A 19,319-nucleotide genomic window follows, 5' to 3' on the forward strand; every position below is an offset into this window, starting at 1 on the left:
ATCCTTCCGTAGAGCCGAGCTTGCTCGGCTCAACCCACCGCCTCGTCCGGCTTCACCTTGAACCATGCCGCATACAGCGCCGGCAAGAACAGCAGCGTCAGCACGGTCGCTACTGTCAGCCCGCCCATGATCGCCACGGCCATCGGGCCGAAGAAGGCGCTGCGCGACAGCGGGATCATCGCAAGCACGGCGGCCAACGCGGTCAGCACGATGGGACGGAAGCGGCGCACGGTCGCGTCGATGATCGCGTGCCAGCGATCGTGACCGGCGTCGATGTCCTGCTGGATCTGGTCCACCAGGATCACCGAGTTGCGCATGATCATGCCCGCCAGCGCGATCGTTCCCAGCAAGGCAACGAAACCGAACGGTACACGGAAGATCAGCAGCGCCAAGGTCACGCCGATCAAGCCCAGCGGCGCAGTCAGCATCACCAGCGCGAAACGCGAGAAGCTGCGCAGCTGCAACATCAGCAAGGTGGCGACCACCAGCAGGAACAGCGGCATGCCCGCCTTGATCGAGTCCTGACCGCGCGCGGAGTCCTCCACCGTACCGCCGGTTTCCAGCAAGTATCCCTGTGGTAGTTGCGCACGGACTTCTTCCAATGTGGGCAGTATCTGCGCCACTACCGTGGGCGGCGTCAGGTTGTCCCGGATGTCGGCGCGCACGGTGACGGTCGGCAGACGATCGCGATGCCAGATAATGCCGTCTTCGAAGGCGTACTCCAGGTTGGCGATCTGCGACAACGGCACGCTGCCGCCGGTGCTGGTCGGCACCGCCAGGCTGCCCAACAAGTCCAAGCGCATGCGTTCCTGTTCCGGACCGCGCAACAGGATCTCAACCAGTTCGTTGTCTTCGCGATACGTACTGACCGAGAGTCCGGATAGCGAGCCTGTCAGGAACTGCGACACTTGGGCGGTGCTGACACCCAACGCACGAGCGCGCTGCTGATCGATGTTCAGACGCACGATCTTGCTGGGTTCGTCCCAGTCCAGATTGACGTTGGAAACATGCGCGTTGGCACGCACCTTTTCCGCTACCTGCTGCGCGAGTGCCTGCACCCGCTCGATGTGCTCGCCGGACACCCGGAACTGCACGGGATAGCCGACCGGCGGACCATTCTCCAAACGGGTTACGCGGAACTGCAGCTGCGGGAACTGCGGCGCCACGTCGTTGATCAGCCACTCTCGTATCTCTTCGCGCGCAACGGCGTCGTTGGTCAACACCACGAACTGGGAGAAGTTGGTTTGTGGCAGCTGCTGATCCAGCGGCAGATAGAAGCGTGGCGAACCGGTACCGACATAGGCGACGTAGTTCTGAATACCATCGCGCTTGGCCAGCAGCTTCTCGAGCTGCTTGGCTTGCGCCTCGGTGGTCCGCAACGAACTGCCTTCGGGCAACTCCAGATCTACCATCAGTTCAGGACGCACCGAATCCGGAAAGAACTGCTGTGGGACGAAGCGGAACATCACGATGGACAACACGAACGCGACCACGGTCAGCCCAATCACCAGCCAACGATGGCGCAAGCAAGCGTCAAGCAATTTTCGGAATCGCTGATAGAACGGTCGCTGATACGGATCATGGTCATGCGCGTCATGAGCCTTGGGTGCCAGCACGCTGGAGAAGGCCGGATAGCGATCGGCCAGGTTCGTGCGCAGCGAGTGCCAGCGCGCGGCCAGCGAGCCGGGCTTGACCGGCCGTGGCTGACCCAGGTCCGGCAGCATCTTGTCGCCCAGGTATGGAATGAACAGCACCGCCGCAATCCACGACACCACCAGTGCGATAGTGACCACCTGGAATAGCGAGCGCGTGTACTCGCCGGTACTGGACGCCGCGGTGGCAATGGGGAGAAAACCAGCCGCGGTCACCAGCGTGCCGGTCAGCATCGGGAACGCGGTCGATTCATAGGCAAAGCTCGCTGCCTTCAGACGGTCGAAGCCCTGCTCCATCTTTATCGCCATCATTTCCACGGCAATGATCGCATCGTCCACCAACAAGCCCAGCGCCAGCACCAGTGCACCCAGCGATATCTTGTGCAGGCCGATGCCGAAGTAATGCATCACCGCGAATGTCATCGCGAGCACCAACGGAATCGACACCGCCACCACCAGGCCGGTGCGCAGGCCCAGCGAGAAGAAGCTGACCAACAGCACGATCACCACCGCCTCGGTCAGCACTTTGACGAACTCGCCGACCGACTCCTGGACCGCGTGCGGCTGGTCGGACACCTTGCGTAGCTCCATGCCCAGCGGCAGGGTTTTTTGCAGGCGCTGGAATTCGTGCTCCAAGGTTTCGCCCAGCCTCAGGATGTCGCCGCCGTCCTTCATCGCCACCGCAATGCCGATGGCCTCTTGGCCCATGAAGCGCATTTTTGGCGCAGCCGGATCGGCGAAGCCACGCTTCACCTCGGCAATGTCGCCCAAGCGAATGGTGCGACCGCCGGCGCGGATGGGGAAATCGCGGATCTCTTCCACCGACTCGAACTCGCCACTGACGCGCAACCGCACGCGGTCGCTGACGGTTTCGAAGAAGCCTGCGTTGGTCATGGCGTTCTGTTCGTCGATCGCCTGTTGCACGGCTGTCAGCGGGATACCTAATGTGGCGAGCTTGGTGTTGGACAGCTCGATCCAGATCTTCTCGTCCTGCAACCCGACCAACTCGACTTTGCCCACGTCATCGACGCGTTGCAGTTCCAACTGCACGCGATCGGCGTAGTCCTTCATTACCGCGTAGTCGAATCCTTCGCCGGTCAGCGCATAGATATTGCCGAACGTGTCGCCGAACTCATCGTTGAAGAACGGTCCGATGACGCCCTGCGGCAATGTCGCGCGGATGTCGCCGACTTTCTTGCGCACCTGGTACCAGAGTTCGGGTATGTCTTTGGCGCCCAGGGAATCGCGCGCGGCGAAGATCACCTGCGATTCGCCGGGACGGGAGTACGAGCGGATGAACTCGTACTTGCCAGTCGTCATCAGCGCTTTTTCCACGCGCTCGGTGACTTGCCTGGAAACTTCCTCTGCCGTGGCGCCCGGCCACACCGTCCGCACCACCATCACCTTGAAGGTGAAAGGAGGATCTTCGGACTGGCCCAAATGCCGATACGACCAGGCGCCGATCAGGCCAAGGACGATCATCGCGAACAGCACGAGGCTGCGATTGGTCAGCGCCCACTCGGATAGATTGAAACGGCGCATGGCTCATTCCGCCTTTGCAGAGGCAGTTGAGTTTCCCGCCGGTTTCAGCAGCGGCCGGTTGTTCCGGTCCACCGGCGTCACTGCCTGCCCTTCGCGCAGCAGGTGCCCGCCGCCGGCAACCACCCAGTCGCTCGCCGCCACCCCAGACAACACCGGTACGTTGGTTTCGCCATAACGTCCGAGCTTTACCGGTCGCAGGCTGACCTTGCCGGTCTGCCTGTCGACCACCCACACCGCCGTGCTGTCGTCCTTCCCAGGCTGTATTGCCGACAGCGGCAACGTCAGCGCTGCTTTGGTGCCGTTCTCCTGCACGTAAACGCGTGCGCTCTGGCCAAGCTCGACCGCTTCGGCGGCGTCGCCCGCCAGGCTGACACGCGCCGCATAAGTGCGGGTCTGCGGATCGGCCGCGGGAGAGATTTCACGGATGACGCCGGACAGACGCCGCTCCGGGTCGTTCCACAATTCCACCAAGACCGGCTGGCCTACGCTGAAGTCGCGAATGCGGTTCTCCGGCAAACCGATCGCCACCTCACGGCTGCCGTCCGCCGCCAAGGTGTAGATGGTCTGTCCGGCGGAAACCACTTGACCTGCTTCGGCCTGGCGGCTGGCGATGACGCCATCGCGGGGCGCGCGCAGCTGCGAGTACGCGGCTTGATTCTGGGCGACGTCCATTTGCGCGCGGGCAGCACGGGCCTGGCCTTCGGCCGCTTTGTAAGCCGCGACCTGCGCGTCGTAGGCGGAGCGGCTGACCATTTGTTCGTCGACCAGTTTGGCGAAGCGGTCGCGGTCCCCGCGGGCGCGGGCCAGATCAGCTTCGGCGGCAGCCAGTTGCGCTTGCGCGGCCTGCGCCTGCAGGCTCAGGTCGCCCGGATCAAGCAGCGCCAGCACTTCGCCGCGCCGAACCTGCGCGCCGGTATCCACGTTGCGCCGGATCAGATTGCCGCCGACCCGGAAGGACAGAGCGCTTTCTTCCCGTGCGCGGATTTCGCCGGCATAGGCCGACAATGCGGCTTCGGCGCCGCCTCCGGGCGTGACCACCAAAGCCGGCCTGGGCGCTTCGGCGGGCTTATCGCCGCCCCCGCAGGCGGAAAGTCCAACCACGATGAATAAGAACAAACTGTTCCAGCGCATGCTTGGCATAACCGCTCCGTCGCGATTCGATAATTAGTGGACTTGGCGGTATAGTATAAATATCGAACCGGGTAGTCTAGTATTCGAATATGGTCAGTCCTGTTTCCCCCGCCAGCCGCAAAGGCGACACCAAATCCGCCACGGGTCCCGGCCGCCCCAAGGACCTGAGCAAACGCGCTTCCATTCTGGAGGCTGCCAAGCTTCTGTTCGCGCGCGAGGGCTTCGCCGGCGTCAGCATGGACCAGATCGCGGCTGAGGCCGGCGTGTCCAAACTGACCGTTTATAGCCATTTCGGTGATAAAGAAGCGTTGTTCCGTGCGGCTATCCAGGCAAAGTGCGAAGAGATGCTGCCCCAGGATCTTTTCCAGCTGGAGCTGAAAGGCAGCCTGCGCAATCAGCTGAAAGCCATCGCGACTGCGTTCTTTGCGCTGGTCACCAGCGACGAAGCCATCAGCACCCATCGGATGATGCTGACGCCGGGCAATACCGACGACACGCTGAAGAGGATCTTCTGGGAGGCCGGCCCGCAGCGCACCCATGATGCGTTTTCGGCGTTTCTTCAGGCGCGGGTGGACAACAGGGAATTGGACATCCCGGATGTAATGCGCGCGTCAGAACAGTTCTTCACCCTGATCAAGGGCGAACTGCATGGCCGGATGATGTGCGGCCTGTGCGACAAGCCGGCGCGCGGCGACGTCAGCAGCCATATCGACGCCACGGTGGATATGTTCCTGCGGGCCTATGGACCACGCTGAGGCCCTCCAGACTTCGGTCCCGGAAGTGGAACCGGCGATGGCACCGGAGGTGGCGGTGACTTCCGGCACTGCGCGCTCCGGGCTCAAGCCGCGATCCTTGCGCAGCGATATGAAGGCCGGGCCCGGTAAACTGTGCGGCCCAGCTCCCCGCGTCGGATGACCTTATGACGATCGATTACACCCTAGCCCGCGAAATGATGGTGGAACAGCAGGTGCGTCCCTGGGACGTACTGGATGGCCGTGTGCTGGAAGCGCTGTCCAGCGTGCCGCGCGAGGTCTTCGTACCCGAAATACATCGCGCGTTGGCCTACGCCGATCTGGAAATTCCGCTGGGTCATGGCGAGAAGATGATGAAGCCGGTCGTCGAGGGGCGCACGTTGCAAGCGCTGAAGTTGCAGGCCGATGAGGATGTGCTGGAAATCGGCACTGGCAGCGGTTATCTCAGCGCATGCCTGGGCAGCCTGGCTCGCGAGGTGGTGAGCCTGGAGATTCGACCCGAATTCGCTGCGGCTGCACGCGCGCGTCTGGATGCCCACCGTTTGGGCGGCAATATCCGCATCGAAACCGCCGATGCGTTGCATTACGAAACCGACCGCCGTTTCGATGCAGTCTGCGTGACCGGCGCGGTGGCGGTTATTCCGGCACGCTTCGCGCAATGGCTGCGACCTGGCGGTCGTTTGTTCGTCGTTCGCGGCCGCTCGCCGGCCATGGAATCCGTGCTGCAGGTCAACGATGTCAACGGACCGCGCATCGAATCGTTGTTTGAGACCGATATCCCCTACCTTGTCGGTGCCGCCCCGGCCCCGCAGTTCGTTTTCTAATAGAGACAAAAAGGAAACCGCATGAGCCGTCGCCCCCTCGTACTCGCGCTCGCCCTGGCATTGCCGTTTACCGCCAACGCTGCCGATCTGTTGCAGACCTATGAGCTGGCGCGCACCGGCGATCCGCAGCTGTCCGCCGCAGAATCCAACCGCCTGTTCAACAAGGAAGGCGCCGTGCAGGCACGCGGAGCGCTGTTGCCGCAGATCAGTGGCGACGCGAGCCTGACTCGCAGCAAGTCCAAGCCCGATGGCGGTTCATGGACCGACAGCAGCACGTCGCGATCCTACGGCCTGGTGGCGAGCCAAACCCTGTTCGATTGGAGCCGTATCGCCAACCTGAAAGGCCAGAAGGCCATCAGCCAGGCCGCGGACTACGATCTGGCGTCTGCCAACAATGACCTGATCACGCGGACTTCGGCGGCCTACTTCAACGTCTTGGTAAGCATCGAGTCGCTTGCTGCCGCCGAGACCAACGAAGCCGCGTCGAAGAAGCAATTCGATTACGCGCAGAAGCGCCTTGACGTCGGTCTTGCCCCGATCACCGACGTGCACGAAGCGCGCGCGCAGTACGACAGCGCGCGAGCCGACACTATCCTGGCCCGCAACGCGCTGGATGATGCCTACCGTGCACTGACCGAGATCACGGGCCAGCCGCTCGTCAACCTCAAGGGCCTGCCTGACGATTTCCGCCCCGAGCTGCCGCCTGAGCAAAACGCAGAGAGCTGGGTTGCCCGCGCGGTCGAGCAGAATCCGGCATTGAAATCCAGCGAATATCAGGTGCAATCCGCCGAATACGGCGTCTCCAGCGCCCGTGCCGGCCATTACCCAACCCTCGCCTTGCGCGGCACCTACGGCCGTGATGCGGCCTGGGGCGGTTCCAGCCCGGTGGGCAACCAGTCTTTCGACGGCGATTCGCAGACGATCGGGGTAACCCTCAGCGTGCCGATCTTCTCCGGCGGCATCACCCAGTCGCAGGTACGTCAGGCCCTCGCCCAGCGCGATATCGCACAAGACACCTACGAACAGCAGAAGCGCGCGCTGGTGCGCAGCACCAGCAACGCCTACCAAGCACTGGTTGCGGGTGTGAGCGAAGTGGAAGCACGCCGTCTGGCCGTGGTATCCGCGCAGGCTGCGTTGGATGCCTCGCAGGTGGGCTTGGAAGTGGGTACCCGCACCGTATTGGACGTGTTGCAGAACCAGCGCACGCTGTTCCAGGCGCAGGTGGAATACGCAAGCTCCAAGTACCAGTTCCTGCAGAATCGCCTGTCGCTCGAGCAGGCTGCCGGCACGCTGGATGTCAACGACTTGCAGGATATCAACCGGCTGCTCACCGCCGACGCCGAAGCAAGATTGGCGCCGATTCCGGTCGTCCAGTAAGGCATCGCGCTGCGATTGCAGCGTGCTTCCGATGCGATATCCAACGGCGAGCCTTGGCTCGCCGTTGTTCGTTTAGGACGACATGTTGAAGACGCGGCCTCGGCCTGCGAAAAATCCGGCTCCGGCAAATTGGTCCTCTGACGACGCCATGTACTAGATCGTGCCAGGCGAAGGCAGATCAGGTGCGATCAGGTCCAGCGTGCGTGGTAACGCTCCGCGTCCATGCTCCACCAGCGAGCGCCCCGCTTTCGCCATCGCCGTGCGTAGCGCAACGTCAGCCAATAGCCGCTCGAGCGCTCTTGCAATGCCGTTGGCATCAGGTTCGATATCCAGCGCACCGGCTTCCCGCAGTTGCTTGGAAATCTCGGCGAAATTATGCAGATGCGGGCCCGTCACCATGGGTGTTCCCACTGCTGCCGGCTCCAGCAGGTTGTGCCCCCCGATGGCCTGCAGGCTACCGCCGACGAATGCGATATCGGCACAGGCATAGAACGCGGTCAGTTCGCCCAAGGTGTCGATGACGAAAACATCGGTCGTCTCCTCCGGCCACCCGGACGCACGCCGCGCGGCGGTGCGAAAACCGGCTTCCTGCGCCTGCTCCAGCACGCGCGGAAAACGCTCGGGATGGCGCGGCGCCCACAGCATCAATAGATCCGGCCAGCGCTCGCGTAGCTGGCGGTGAACATCCAACACCGCCGCTTCCTCGTCTTCATGCGTGCTGGCTGCGATCCATACCGGCCGTGCGCGTCCCATATGTTGGCGAAACTCGGCAGCCAATGTGTCCACGTTGTCCGGCACGCGCACGTCGAATTTGAGATTTCCGATGTCGGCCACCTGCTCCGGCACGGCACCCAGCGCAACGAAACGTTCGGCGTCGGCGGCGGACTGTGCTGCGATTCGTTTGACGGTGCGCAGCGCACGCGCGATCAGTGGCCGCAGGATGCTGTAGCCACGCAACGAACGCGCTGACAGCCGCGCATTGAGGATATAGGTGGGAATGCCGCGATCCTGACAGCCGAACAATAGATTCGGCCACAGTTCGGTTTCCATCACCAATGCCACCCTGGGCTTGTAGTGGTCAAGAAAGCGACCTACCGCGCCGGGCAGATCGTAAGGCACATAGACATGCTGGACACCTTCGTCCCACAAGGCGCGAGCCCGATCGGAGCCTGTGGGCGTAATGGTGGTGACGACCCAGCGAAGGTCCGGGCGCTGACGACGCAAGGCGTCGATTACAGGTGCCGCGGCGTTGACTTCGCCCACGGAGACGGCGTGTAACCAGATATCGGCCTTGGGCGGCATTTGGTCGTAAACACCATAGCGTTCATCCCAGCGCTGGAAATATTCCCGGAAGCGAAAGCCGCGCCATATCAGGTGATACACCGTAACCGGGAGTAACAGATACAGCACGACCGAATACAGGCCGCGCAGCAATTTTTCGGTCAGGTCGCTCCCCATCGGGATAAGGATAGGTAAGAACCTGTTCAAAGTCTTGCTGCGCTTGCCATAGCCTGCCCAGTACTTGATACGGTGTGGCGCGCGTGCGGTGCTCGAAATGCTCACGTATTGGTACGTACACTGCGCTTTCTGCGCTCCGCCACGCGCCACACGGCTGCGCTCGCGACAGACTTTGAACAGGTTCCAAGCCGCTAGAATTACGCCATGGCCGATGCAAACAAGACTGAACGCCCTCCTTTATCTCCCCGGCACTGGCCGATGTGGTTGGCACTCGGTGTCATGGTTGCCGCGGCGCATCTGGCGTGGCCGCTGCAACGGCTCCTGGGGCGGCTCGTTGGTGGGTTGGCACCTTATTTGGCTTCGTCGCGGCGGCACGCTGCCGAGGTAAACCTGCGGCTGTGTTTTCCCGATTGGGACGACGCGCAGCGCAAACAGTTGCTGGATGAAAGCTTCGAAGCGCTGGGAATCGGGCTGTTCGAGTTCATCCGCGCTTGGTGGGGTCCGGTAGCGCCGATGCGGCGCGGGCTGCGCATCGAAGGCTTGGAGCATCTGCAAGCGCTACGCGATCAGGGCCGCGGCGTGCTCATGGTGTCAGGCCATTTCATGACACTGGAGCTATGCGGCCGCCTGATGTGCGACTACGTGCCATTGGCCGGCATGTACCGGCGCCACCGGAACCCGGTGTTCGAATGGGCGGTCAAACGTGGCCGTCTGCGTTACGCGGTGCACATGTTCACCAACGAAGAGATTCGTGGTGCCGTGCGCCATCTGAAGCAAGGCGGCTTTCTGTGGTACGCGCCGGACCAGGACATGCGCGGCAAGGACACGGTATTCGCACCCTTCTTCGGCGTGCCCGCGGCTACGATTACCGCCACGCATCAGCTGGCGCGTCTGACCGGATGCGCGGTGGTGCCGTTCTTCCATCGTCGTGAAGGCGGCCGCTACATATTGCGCGTGGCGCCACCGCTGGAAGAATTTCCTTCGTCCGATCCGGTGGCTGACAGTGCGCGGGTCAACGCGCAGATCGAGGCGATGGTGCGGGAAGCGCCGGCGCAGTATCTATGGATCCACCGTCGCTTCAAGCGCCAGCCGGGTGGGCGCAGCGCGTTTTACGATCGAGGTTGAGACTACGCGCTATTGGCCTGAGCCTCTTCTTCATCGCGTGCCAGCAGGCTGCCGGCGTACAGCGCGGCCAACATCAGCGACAACCCGCCCCAGAAAGTGGAATAGAACGCCAGATGGGTGTTGATGGGAAACACGGTCACCGCCAGCGCCAGCATTGCCGGACGCGCCCGTTCCTTCGCCACAGGGGTCGCAAAGCGCCAAGCGCGCCAAGCCAGCGCCGCACCCGCCAGCCATAGCAACAAACCAATCGCACCGGTTTCACTCAGGATTTCCAGCACGATCTGATGCGCATGCAATGCTGGGCCGCCTCCCCAGATCGGGTTGCCGCCCGGGGCGGGATCGCAGGCCGGGAAAACCTCGCGGAAGCTGCGCGCGCCCACCCCATTGACGGGATGCTGCCGCACCATGCACCACGCCGCGCTCCAAATCTGGCCGCGTCCTGAGAGTGCCGCGTCGACACCCGCTTCGTCCGCGGTCAATGCATGCGTGGTGCGCTGCAAGCGCTCCCGGAACTGCACCGACGTCAGACCCAATGCAGCCAGAACCAAAGCGCCAAAGGCGAACACCGACAGCAGCCGCTTCCAACCTAGCAGTCGCCAGCCGGAAAACAGCAGTACCAGTGCATAGGTAATCCAAGCGGCGCGTGCGCCCGCCAGCAGCACCACGATGCCAACGGCGGCCGCCGACAATAACCAACCCACGGCACCGAAGCGTTTGGCAGCCGCGAACATGAGGAACGGCGACATGCTGGCCATCACCACGCCGAGTTTCAGGTTGCACGGCCCCATGAAACCACTGAGGCGATCGAGCTGCGCCACTTCTTCCGGCGTGCACATGCCGTGATCGCTGACCAGCTGCTTCAACTGATCCAACCCCCAGAACAGTGGACTGGTGCCGAATACCACCTGCACCAACGCATCCAAGGTCCAGATAGCGACGATGACTGCCAGGCCGCCCAGCGTGACACGACGGCCACGTGAGTTGGCTACTGCGGCAGCCGTCAGCCACAGGAATGGCAGATAACGCAAATCCACGACCGATTCACGCAAGGCCCGGCCAATGTCCACTGAATCTACCGCCGAGATCAGCTGCGGGAGCCAGTAAGCGAAGAACAACGCGCTGGTCAGTGCCCAGGCCGGCCCGCTCAGCAACTGTGTGCCGCCGCGGAACCGTGCGAACAACAACCGAACGATTGCCGCCATCGCGCCAAGCACCATCACCCCTTCGGCATAGCCCGGCGCAGGCCACAAGGCCACGAAGGTCAGTATCCACGCCGGCGCCCAGCGCCAGCCCTGCGCGGGGCGGCGAGCGACGGAATCAGTGGGAAGGACGTGGCTTTGAGTCATCGGCGAGTTCGCAGTAGAGGGCTAGCGTGGCGTCCTGCATCGCACGCAACGTATAGGCGTCCATCGTAGCCAAAGGCGATGGCGGATGCTTTAGCAACGCTTGGCAAGTGCTCAGCAGTGCGTTTTCATCGAACGCGGGCACCGCGCCCTGCGGCTGCAACTCCGCCAGCAGCTCGCCGACACCGCCATGCGCCCAACCCATTACCGATCGGCCCACCGACAGCGCTTCGATCACGGTACGCCCGAAGGCCTCGGGCTTGCGCGAGAGCTGCAGCACCATATCCGACGCCGCATAGGCTTCGGCGATGCGCGAGGTAGGCGCCGCGAACAAGACTGCCTCGGCAATGCCCAGCCTTCGCGCTTCGTCTTCCATCTCCTGAATATAGGCTTCGCGCCCCGGCTCGCGCGCACCTGGCAACCACAGGCGGGCGTCGCTGCCGGCCTGTCGCAGACCCGCCAGCAAACGCAACGCATCCGCGTGTCCTTTCAGGCGCGTGCCGCGGCCGGGCAACAACAGCAACGGTCCTTCGCCACCGAGCTGTGGAAACCGGCTAGCGATCTGCGTCCGCGTAGCGCGGTCAGGCCACGGTACGCGTGGGAACTGCGTTGTATCGATACCACGCGGGATGACGCGCAGTTTCTCGTTCCGGGTGCGCGGATAGTGCTCCAGTACATAACGGCGCACGGTATCGGAAACACAGATCACGCGTTCGCCATAGGTCATCACGGCGCTGTACATGCCCGGAGAATTGAGTCCGTGCACGGTAGTGACGAAACGTGGCCGTTGCGCCGATGCAATCGCATTCACGGCCTTCCAACCCAGCCACGCGGGCAGGCGCGAGCGAGCGTGCACGATATCCACGCGCTCACGTTGGAATAAATCCCGCAGCGCGCGAATATGGCGCAGCGTCAGCAGCGACTTGCGGCCGATATCCAGCGTGATGTGTTCTGCCCCGGTCTCTTCCAGCACAGGCAGCAAGCGGCCACCAGCGGACACCACGATGGCGCGATGTCCGTCGCGTACCAGCGCTTCAGCAATCTCGATCGTGGATCGCTCGACGCCACCGGACTCGAGCGCCGGCAACAGCTGGATGACCGTCAGGCGACGCATCGGCGCCTAACCCTTCGACAAGGCCTGCTAACGCTTAGAGCGGCAAACGCCATAAGCGTTAGTGGATCCTAATCAGCGAGGACGAAATGCGAACCGCAGTAAGGGCACTGCACATCACCGCCCGGTGCGTCCTCGATAGGCAGATAAACGCGCGGATGCGAGTTCCACAACGCCATCGACGGCAACGGGCAGCTCAGCGGCAGGTCGGCGCGGTGCACGGTGTAGCGCTTCTCGGCATTGGCGGGCGCGTCGGCGGTCTGGCTCATGGCGGCGTGGGTAGCTGGGAAACGAGGACCGCGAGTTTACCACCTGTGCCGCGCGGCCTCCGGTGAGCGCATACAGGCGAAAAAAAGCCGCCCCACGAAATCGGGGGGCGGCGGCAAAACGCATGTTGCGCACTGAGAGGAACCTCAGCCGCGGAAGACTTATTCGGCCTTGGGCACGAGCGCCTCGGTGGTGATGCGCAGCTTCACTTCATCGCTGACGTTGGGCACGTACTTGCCCACGCCGAAGGCCGTGCGGCTGACGGTGGCGGTGGCGTCGAAACCGATCGCGGCGCGCTTGGCCATCGGCTGCTCACCGGCCTTGTTCAGCGTCACATCCAGCACCACCGGCTTGGTGATGTCCTTGATGGTCAGATTGCCGGTGACCTTCAGCTTGCCCTTACCGGCGGATTCCACCTTGGTGCTCTTGAAGGTGGCGGCGGGAAACTTCTCAGCGTCGAAGAAATCACCGCTGCGCAGGTGCGCGTCGAAGTCGGCGACGAAGCTGTTCAGACCGGACAGCGGCAAGGTCACCTGCACGCTGGAAGCGGACACGTTTTCGGCGTCGTACACAATGGTGCCGTCGGCCTTGCCGAAATGAGCGCTGGGATTGGAGAAGCCGAAGTGGCTCCACTGCGCCAGTACGTCGGTGTGATTGGGGTCGATCTTGTAGGTGACCGGAGCCGCGAAAACGGAACCGGCGAAGGCCAGCAGAGCGGCGGCGAGCAGGGTCTTGCGCATGAGGTATCTCCTTGGTGTGAGGGGTATGGCGCGGCAGGTCAATCGATACGGCAAGCTTCGTCAAAACTGAGTCGCGGCAGCCGCGGGAACACGCCCGCGGGATCGCCATATCCCAGGTTGACCAGGAAGTTGGACTTGATGGCGGTACCCGCGAAGAAGGCTTCATCGACCTGGGCGTTGTCGAACCCGGACATCGGCCCGGCATCCAGCCCCAGCGAACGCGCCGCCAGGATCAGATAGGCGCCTTGCAGGCTGCCGTTGCGAATCGCTCGCTCGTAGCGGGCTTCACGCGGACCGGCGAACCAATCCTTGGCATCCGGCACGTGCGGAAACAGATAGTTGATCTTCTCGTGGAAATCCAGGTCATAGCCGACAATCACAGTGACTGGAGCGGCCATGGTCTTCTTGTAGTTGCCCGCATCCAGCGCCGGGCCCAGCTTGGCCTTGGCGGCCTGCGATTTTACGAACACAAAGCGCGCCGGCGTCGAGTTCGCCGCGGTGGGACCCCACTTCAGCAGGTCGTACAGCGCATGCAGCTGCGAATCCTCCACCGGCTTATCGAGGAAGGCATTCTGAGTGCGAGCGGTACGGAACAGCTGATCCAAAGCGGTGGAGTCGAGAACTTCTGACATGCCATTTCCTAGAGAGTGGGAATTCGGTGATCGGATTGCGACCGCCGCGAACAAGCAGCCAGTGTAGAGCGTCCTGGCTATGGCAAGATGCAACCGCTCCGGAACGGATTGTTTTAATAGATGGAACAAACACCTGCCCCAGCCTTGGATTCCGCACGTCTCTGGACGTTGACCGACGGCAACGCCGGCAATCTGCGTCAAGCACAGGCTCTGGCGCACGCATTGGAGTTCGACGGGTCGGTCAAACACTGGAAATTGGCCCCGCACGCGCCGTGGCGCTGGTGGGCTCCCAGACGAGGGCCAGCCGCCCAGCAGGCTTTCGGGACGGCGTTCGCCCATGCGCTCGCAGCAGCCCCGGAGGTTGCCATCGGCTGCGGCCGCCAGGGTGCGTTGGCTACCCGCCTAGTGGGCGAACTAGGCACGAAAACCGTGCAGATACTCGACCCGCGGATCGATCCGCATCACTGGGACCTGGTGATCGCACCCGAACACGATGGCCTGCAAGGCCACAACGTGGTGCAGGTGCAGGGCAGCCTGAATCCGGTGGACGATGCGTGGCTGATGGAAGCGCGCCAGCACTTCGCCGCCTTCGCCGATCTGCCGCAACCGCGGACAGCTGTTTTGCTGGGCGGCAACAGTGCGCATGCGCGGTTTGACCGCGGCGCCTTTGAGATGCTGTCCGCGAGATTGGAAACCGCATTGGCACGCGACGGCGGCAGCTTGCTCGTTACTACCTCGCGACGCACCTCCAAAAAAGTCATCGGGCCACTTCGCCACCGCTTTGTCGAAACGCCAGGCTTGGTCTGGTGCGACGAAGCCGACGGGGAGAATCCATACGCCGGTTTGCTGGCCTGGGCGGATCGAATCGTTTGCTCGCCCGATTCGGTGAACATGATTTCCGAAGCCTGCGCCACCCGTGTGCCCGTGCACGTCTTCGATCCCGCACGCGTCCGCGGCCGCCCACGTCGCTTTCTAGATGCGCTGCTGCGCAGCGGACGCATCCGTGCGATGGATGGCGCACTGGCCGACTTCCAGGTCGAGCCGTTGCGCGAAACAGTTCGCGTCGCCGCTATCGTGCGCGAGAAACTGCGGATGTCGTAACGCCGCGCATCGCCTCATGTAGGAGCGCCGGGACGGCGCTCCTACCGGTCAAAGAGAATTCCTACCGCCGCGCGTCCGTCGCCATGCGAACGGCAAGGCCGGCCAGCACCGTACCCATCAACCAGCGCTGGACGGTGAGCCATAGTGGACGTGACGCCAGGAACGCGGCAATCGATCCTGCCATCAACGCGATCATCGCGTTGACCGTCACGCTGACCGCGATCTGCGTGAATCCAAGCGCCATCGATTGCGTCAACACGCTGCCCTGCTCAGGCACTATGAACTGCGGCAACAGCGACAGGTACAGCACTGCCGCCTTCGGATTCAGTAGGTTGGTCAGCAGGCCCATCGCGAACAGCCGGCGCGGACTATCCTTGGGCAGCTCGCGCACCTGCAATGGCGAGCGACCACCGGGCTTCACCGCCTGCCATGCCAGATACAGCAGATACAGCGCGCCGCCAAAACGCAATGCATCGTAGGCGTAGGGAATGGCCATCACCAACACCGTGATGCCGAATGCAGCGCATAGCATGTAGAACACAAAACCCAACGCCACGCCGGCCAGCGATATCAATCCGGCCATCGGACCCTGGCTGATGGAGCGAGAGATCAGATAGATCATGTTGGGTCCTGGCGTGAGCACCATGCCCAGCGAGACCAACGAAAAAGCGAGCAAATGGGAAATGTCGGGCACGGCGATCTCCAGAAATGAAATGGAATGCGGATGCCCAGGCGCACGGCGACAAAGATCCGCACTCCCTGAGGGTGCTCCCTCCGGCCGCGCCAGTCATGCGGATGACTCGATTATGCGACAACTGCTTTGAGTGTCGCTAGCAGGTTGCGGCTTACAGCACCAAGGTCGTCGTAGAGCGGAGCTTGCTCCGCTGCTCTTCGCCTGCACACTTGAGTAGATCGCGAAAAAGCAGCCGAGCAAGCTCGGCTCTACAGAGAGAGCTTTAAGCAGCTATTCGTTGTCACCTGCCGTTGCGACGGCCTCGATGCCATTGGCTCGGCGCCATCGCGAGGCGCAGCTCGGCTCTACAAAAAGCGCTTTAGGCAGCTATTCGTTGTCGCTTGCCGTTGCGACGGCTTCAATGCCACTGGCTCGGCGCCATCGCGAGACGCAGTTCGGCTCTACGATGAGCCGAATTCAAGATCATGCGAATGCAACGCCGTCCTCACCGCCAAGCGCGCTGCGGCAATCGCATCGCTCTCAGGTACCAATCGTGGACGGCGATCGAGCGTGCAGGTCAATCCTTCCGCCAGGAATACCGCGTGCGCCTCGGCCAACGCATGAGCGGTGGGTGCGTCAATGCAGCCTCCGGCGTGCAGGGCAGTAATCAACGAGCCCGTATTACGTGGCGTCAACAGCGCAGGAATCGCGGACGACTCCCGCAGCACGCAGTACTGCAACAGGAATTCCAGATCGACCAAACCGCCCTCGCCCTGCTTCAGATCGAAACGGGCCGCATCCGAGCGGTCCAGTTCCTCGCGCATGCGCTTGCGCATTTTCATCACGTCATCGCGCAGCTGCTGCCGCTCTCTTGGCCGCGACAAAGTGAGGCTGCGGATAGTCTCGAAGGCTGCCAACAAACCTGCATCTCCCGCGACGCCACGGGCGCGCACCAGCGCCTGGTGTTCCCAGGTCCATGCGCGATCGCGCTGATAATCACCGTAGCTGGACAGCGAAGAAACCAGCAATCCCTTGGCGCCATCCGGACGCAGGCGCACATCCACTTCGTAGAGGCGCCCCGCGCCAGTCTCGGCACCTAACAGCGCCACGATCTTCTGTGCCAAGCGTGCATACCACCGCCCCGCTTCCAACGGGCGAGCACCATCGGACACCGCCGCACTGTCGGCATCGTACAAAAAAACCAGATCCAGATCGGAACCGAAGCCCAGTTCTTCGCCTCCCAAACTGCCATAGCCGATGATGGCGAAACGACCATCCGGTACCTGGCCATGTGCCGCGGCGACTTCGGCCTCCGCCATCCGCAGCACCACCCGCACGACTTCATCGGCCAGCCACGCCAACTGGCGGGTACTGTCACGCGGCGGCTGGCGTTGGTCGAGCGTGGCCAATGCGGTCCGGAAACTCAGCGCCAATCGCCGCTCGCTGAGCGAACGCAGCGCGAGTTCCGGATCGTCCTCCTGCACCGCGCTTTCGCACTCGGCTCGCATCTGTCCACGGTCCGGCATGGGCCCGGACACGCGCATATCCAGCAGCTCGTCCAACAGCAGGGGATGCAAGGCCAGCCGCTCCGCCAACAACGCGCTTCGGGCCAATACATCGACCAATCGAGCGAGAGCACTGGGCTGTTCGTCGAGCAAGGCAAGGTAACTGGCGCGGCGCAGGATCGCCTGCAGCAGCGTCAGTACGCGCTTCAACGCAGCATCGGGATGCGTGGACCGCACGGCGGCTTCCAGTAGTGCCGGCACTACGCGATCCAGTCGCGTACGCGCCGAATCGGACAAGCCACGTACGCCCGAAGATTGGGCGAAATCGCGCAGTACGGCGTCAGCGCTGGCCGCGTCCATGAAACCTGCTGCCGCCAGCGTTTGCGCATCGCCATTCTCGGGCAGTGCCCGCCAATACCCATTCAATGCGTCTGGCGCGGCCTCGTGCCGTTCGACCGCCAGCAGCTCGGCGAACTCGCCGTTTACGCGTTCCCGATGTGCGTCCAACGCGATCAGGAGCGCCTGCCAATCGCCATGACCAAGGCCGCGCGCGATCCGCTCGCGGTCGGTCGCGTGTTCCGGAAGTGCATGCGTCTGCGCGTCGCGCAGCATTTGCAGCCGGTTCTCGAGACGGCGCAGGAAACGATACGCCGACGCTAGCACCGCGCCATCTTCCGGCAGCACCTGCCGTGTTTCGACCAAGGCTTGCAGCGCATGTTGCAGCCGGCGTTCGCGCAGCGTGGCCTCGCGGCCGCCGCGAATCAGCTGCAGCGCCTGCACCAGGAATTCGATTTCGCGTATGCCGCCGGGGCCGCGCTTGATGTCGTCAGCCAGTTCGCGCCGCGCCACTTCGGCGGCGATGGCGGCCTTCATCTCGCGCAAGCCATCCAACGCGGTGAAATCCAGATAGCGGCGATAAACGAACGGCCGCAACGATTGCAGCCAACGCTCGCCCGCTTCGATATCGCCGGCGACCGCGCGTGCCTTGAGCCAGGCGTAGCGCTCCCAGTCACGACCCTCCCGCTGGAAATACTGGTCCATGCCGGCGAACGACAACGCCACGCGACCGGCGTTGCCGAAGGGCCGCAAGCGCAGGTCCACGCGATGGCAGAAGCCATCCACGGTCGGTTCGTCCAGCAGTTTTGCCAGGCGCTGACCTAGCCGTGCGAAATAGTCCTCGGCCGCTAGTGGCCGTGGGCCGTCGGACTCGCCGCCTTGCGGATAGGCGTAGACCAGATCGATGTCGGAAGAAAAATTCAGTTCGCCGCCGCCCAGCTTGCCCAAGCCGAATACCACCAGCCGCTGCTCGCTGCCCTCGGCGGCGCGCACTACGCCATGTCGCGCGGCGAACTCGCGCTCCAGCGCTTCGAGGCCGGCCTGCAAGCAGATTTCCGCCAGACGCGTACTGCCCGCCAAGGTCGCATCCACGTCGTCAAGACCATGCACGTCCCGCCAAATCAGGCGCGTAGATTCCGCAGTGCGGTAGAGGCGGAGCTGCTCCTGCCAACGCGAAGAATCGTCGGGCTGCAGAATCGGCGGTGGGACGGCAGCGGCACCGTCATCGCCCGCCAGCGACACCAGTAGGTCCGGCTGCCTGCGCAGGGTTTCTGTCGCGAAATCACTGGCGAGGATTACTTTTCCTACTCGCTCGGCCAGCTTTGCATCATCAAGAAGAGAGGCGGTGGCCGGCGATGCTCCGCGCAAGCTCACCAGACCGCGCTCGACCAGCGCTTCAACGGAATCTTCGAAGTGCAAGAAGGTGTCGTTCATGCCGACGATTGTGGCATGGGCCAAACGTCCGCGATGCCGCCAGCACTCCCTGAGTGTAGGAGCGCCGTCCCGACGCGAGCTTTTCGCTTCTATCGCGATCTGGCAGCAAGAGCTCGCGGCGGGACGCCGCTCCGCGCCTCAATAGCCTCTCGCCGCGCGCGATCAAAAGCGCGCCGCAGCGCGTCCGGGTGGCGAACGCTCGGGCTGTTATAGCTTTTGGCTTTGCGCGATCTGGCAGGAAGAGCTCGCGGCGGGACGCCGCTCCGCGCCTCAATAGCCTCTCGCCGCGCGCGATCAAAAGCGCGCCGCAGCGCGT

The 19,319-nt window shown here is 63.2% G+C and carries 15 protein-coding genes and 1 riboswitch; of the genes, 5 read left to right on the forward strand and 10 right to left on the reverse strand.

The features are described 5' to 3' along the window. Positions 1–29: 29 nt before the first annotated feature. A complete protein-coding gene (locus tag AADW18_RS17370; RefSeq protein ID WP_337344660.1) occupies positions 30–3,194 on the reverse strand; it encodes an efflux RND transporter permease subunit in 3,165 nt (1,054 codons plus the stop codon). A 3-nt stretch (positions 3,195–3,197) separates the two neighbouring features. Then, the gene (locus AADW18_RS17375; RefSeq protein WP_337344661.1) at positions 3,198–4,334 is read right to left on the reverse strand and encodes an efflux RND transporter periplasmic adaptor subunit; all 1,137 of its coding nucleotides are present in this window, start codon (positions 4,332–4,334) and stop codon (positions 3,198–3,200) included. Between the two features lie 80 nt (positions 4,335–4,414). Between AADW18_RS17375 and AADW18_RS17380 the strand changes: the two genes are divergently transcribed. The 3 genes from AADW18_RS17380 to AADW18_RS17390 all read left to right on the forward strand — a co-directional run bounded on the left by AADW18_RS17380 (position 4,415) and on the right by AADW18_RS17390 (position 7,278). Then, positions 4,415–5,080, forward strand: a complete 666-nt coding sequence (locus tag AADW18_RS17380) for a TetR/AcrR family transcriptional regulator (RefSeq protein WP_337344662.1) — start codon at positions 4,415–4,417, stop codon at positions 5,078–5,080. Between the two features lie 164 nt (positions 5,081–5,244). Continuing rightward, positions 5,245–5,901, forward strand: coding sequence for a protein-L-isoaspartate O-methyltransferase (locus AADW18_RS17385; RefSeq protein ID WP_337344663.1), 657 nt, complete (start codon positions 5,245–5,247; stop codon positions 5,899–5,901). Between the two features lie 21 nt (positions 5,902–5,922). Further along, positions 5,923–7,278 carry a TolC family outer membrane protein gene (locus AADW18_RS17390; RefSeq protein WP_337344664.1) on the forward strand — a complete coding sequence of 452 codons (1,356 nt, stop codon included), beginning with the start codon at positions 5,923–5,925 and terminating at the stop codon, positions 7,276–7,278. Positions 7,279–7,431: 153 nt separating this feature from the next. On the opposite strand, the gene waaA is transcribed toward AADW18_RS17390, so the two are convergent. Beyond that, on the reverse strand, positions 7,432–8,736 hold the full coding sequence (waaA, locus tag AADW18_RS17395) for a lipid IV(A) 3-deoxy-D-manno-octulosonic acid transferase (RefSeq protein ID WP_337344756.1): 1,305 nt from the start codon (positions 8,734–8,736) through the stop codon (positions 7,432–7,434). Positions 8,737–8,940: 204 nt separating this feature from the next. Between waaA and AADW18_RS17400 the strand changes: the two genes are divergently transcribed. Continuing rightward, positions 8,941–9,861: an LpxL/LpxP family Kdo(2)-lipid IV(A) lauroyl/palmitoleoyl acyltransferase gene (locus AADW18_RS17400; protein ID WP_337344665.1), complete on the forward strand. Its 921-nt coding sequence runs from the start codon at positions 8,941–8,943 to the stop codon at positions 9,859–9,861. A 2-nt stretch (positions 9,862–9,863) separates the two neighbouring features. Here the strand turns inward: AADW18_RS17400 and AADW18_RS17405 are convergent, their stop codons facing one another. The 5 genes from AADW18_RS17405 to AADW18_RS17425 form a co-directional block, all read right to left on the reverse strand. Next, a complete protein-coding gene (locus AADW18_RS17405; RefSeq protein ID WP_337344666.1) occupies positions 9,864–11,207 on the reverse strand; it encodes an O-antigen ligase family protein in 1,344 nt (447 codons plus the stop codon). Next, complete coding sequence (locus tag AADW18_RS17410) at positions 11,179–12,318, reverse strand: glycosyltransferase (RefSeq protein WP_337344667.1); 1,140 nt, start codon at positions 12,316–12,318, stop codon at positions 11,179–11,181. Before AADW18_RS17410 ends, AADW18_RS17405 begins: the two co-directional genes overlap by 29 nt. 68 nt (positions 12,319–12,386) lie before the next feature. After that, the gene (locus AADW18_RS17415; protein WP_337344668.1) at positions 12,387–12,584 is read right to left on the reverse strand and encodes a zinc-finger domain-containing protein; all 198 of its coding nucleotides are present in this window, start codon (positions 12,582–12,584) and stop codon (positions 12,387–12,389) included. Between the two features lie 159 nt (positions 12,585–12,743). Continuing rightward, complete coding sequence (locus tag AADW18_RS17420; RefSeq protein ID WP_337344669.1) at positions 12,744–13,322, reverse strand: YceI family protein; 579 nt, start codon at positions 13,320–13,322, stop codon at positions 12,744–12,746. A 38-nt stretch (positions 13,323–13,360) separates the two neighbouring features. After that, positions 13,361–13,954, reverse strand: coding sequence for a malonic semialdehyde reductase (locus AADW18_RS17425; protein ID WP_337344670.1), 594 nt, complete (start codon positions 13,952–13,954; stop codon positions 13,361–13,363). Positions 13,955–14,074: 120 nt separating this feature from the next. On the opposite strand from AADW18_RS17425, the gene AADW18_RS17430 reads away from it, so the two are divergent. Further along, positions 14,075–15,055, forward strand: coding sequence for a mitochondrial fission ELM1 family protein (locus AADW18_RS17430; RefSeq protein ID WP_337344671.1), 981 nt, complete (start codon positions 14,075–14,077; stop codon positions 15,053–15,055). Between the two features lie 61 nt (positions 15,056–15,116). Here AADW18_RS17430 and AADW18_RS17435 read toward each other — a convergent pair whose 3' ends face one another. Together AADW18_RS17435 and glnE are read right to left on the reverse strand one after the other, a co-directional pair. Further along, the gene (locus AADW18_RS17435) at positions 15,117–15,749 is read right to left on the reverse strand and encodes a LysE family translocator (protein ID WP_337344672.1); all 633 of its coding nucleotides are present in this window, start codon (positions 15,747–15,749) and stop codon (positions 15,117–15,119) included. Between the two features lie 25 nt (positions 15,750–15,774). Further along, positions 15,775–15,856: riboswitch (ZMP/ZTP riboswitch) on the reverse strand. A 333-nt stretch (positions 15,857–16,189) separates the two neighbouring features. Continuing rightward, complete coding sequence (gene glnE, locus AADW18_RS17440) at positions 16,190–19,003, reverse strand: bifunctional [glutamate--ammonia ligase]-adenylyl-L-tyrosine phosphorylase/[glutamate--ammonia-ligase] adenylyltransferase (protein ID WP_337344673.1); 2,814 nt, start codon at positions 19,001–19,003, stop codon at positions 16,190–16,192. Positions 19,004–19,319 lie beyond the last annotated feature (316 nt).

The sequence above is a fragment of the Pseudoxanthomonas sp. CCNWLY206-1 genome (assembly GCF_039710385.1).
In the GTDB taxonomy this organism is placed as follows: Bacteria; Pseudomonadota; Gammaproteobacteria; order Xanthomonadales; family Xanthomonadaceae; genus Pseudoxanthomonas_A.

Bases quoted from the DNA above. Each gene is read 5' to 3' on its own strand.
- AADW18_RS17415 (WP_337344668.1), bottom strand. From the start codon at position 12,584: ATGAGCCAGACCGCCGACGCGCCCGCCAATGCCGAGAAGCGCTACACC.
- AADW18_RS17430 (WP_337344671.1), top strand. From the start codon at position 14,075: ATGGAACAAACACCTGCCCCAGCCTTGGATTCCGCACGTCTCTGGACG.
- AADW18_RS17405 (WP_337344666.1), bottom strand. From the start codon at position 11,207: ATGACTCAAAGCCACGTCCTTCCCACTGATTCCGTCGCTCGCCGCCCC.
- AADW18_RS17400 (WP_337344665.1), top strand. From the start codon at position 8,941: ATGGCCGATGCAAACAAGACTGAACGCCCTCCTTTATCTCCCCGGCAC.
- AADW18_RS17420 (WP_337344669.1), bottom strand. From the start codon at position 13,322: ATGCGCAAGACCCTGCTCGCCGCCGCTCTGCTGGCCTTCGCCGGTTCC.
- glnE (WP_337344673.1), bottom strand. From the start codon at position 19,003: ATGAACGACACCTTCTTGCACTTCGAAGATTCCGTTGAAGCGCTGGTC.
- AADW18_RS17375 (WP_337344661.1), bottom strand. From the start codon at position 4,334: ATGCCAAGCATGCGCTGGAACAGTTTGTTCTTATTCATCGTGGTTGGA.
- AADW18_RS17410 (WP_337344667.1), bottom strand. From the start codon at position 12,318: ATGCGTCGCCTGACGGTCATCCAGCTGTTGCCGGCGCTCGAGTCCGGT.
- AADW18_RS17425 (WP_337344670.1), bottom strand. From the start codon at position 13,954: ATGTCAGAAGTTCTCGACTCCACCGCTTTGGATCAGCTGTTCCGTACC.
- AADW18_RS17390 (WP_337344664.1), top strand. From the start codon at position 5,923: ATGAGCCGTCGCCCCCTCGTACTCGCGCTCGCCCTGGCATTGCCGTTT.
- AADW18_RS17370 (WP_337344660.1), bottom strand. From the start codon at position 3,194: ATGCGCCGTTTCAATCTATCCGAGTGGGCGCTGACCAATCGCAGCCTC.
- waaA (WP_337344756.1), bottom strand. From the start codon at position 8,736: ATGGGGAGCGACCTGACCGAAAAATTGCTGCGCGGCCTGTATTCGGTC.
- AADW18_RS17385 (WP_337344663.1), top strand. From the start codon at position 5,245: ATGACGATCGATTACACCCTAGCCCGCGAAATGATGGTGGAACAGCAG.
- AADW18_RS17380 (WP_337344662.1), top strand. From the start codon at position 4,415: ATGGTCAGTCCTGTTTCCCCCGCCAGCCGCAAAGGCGACACCAAATCC.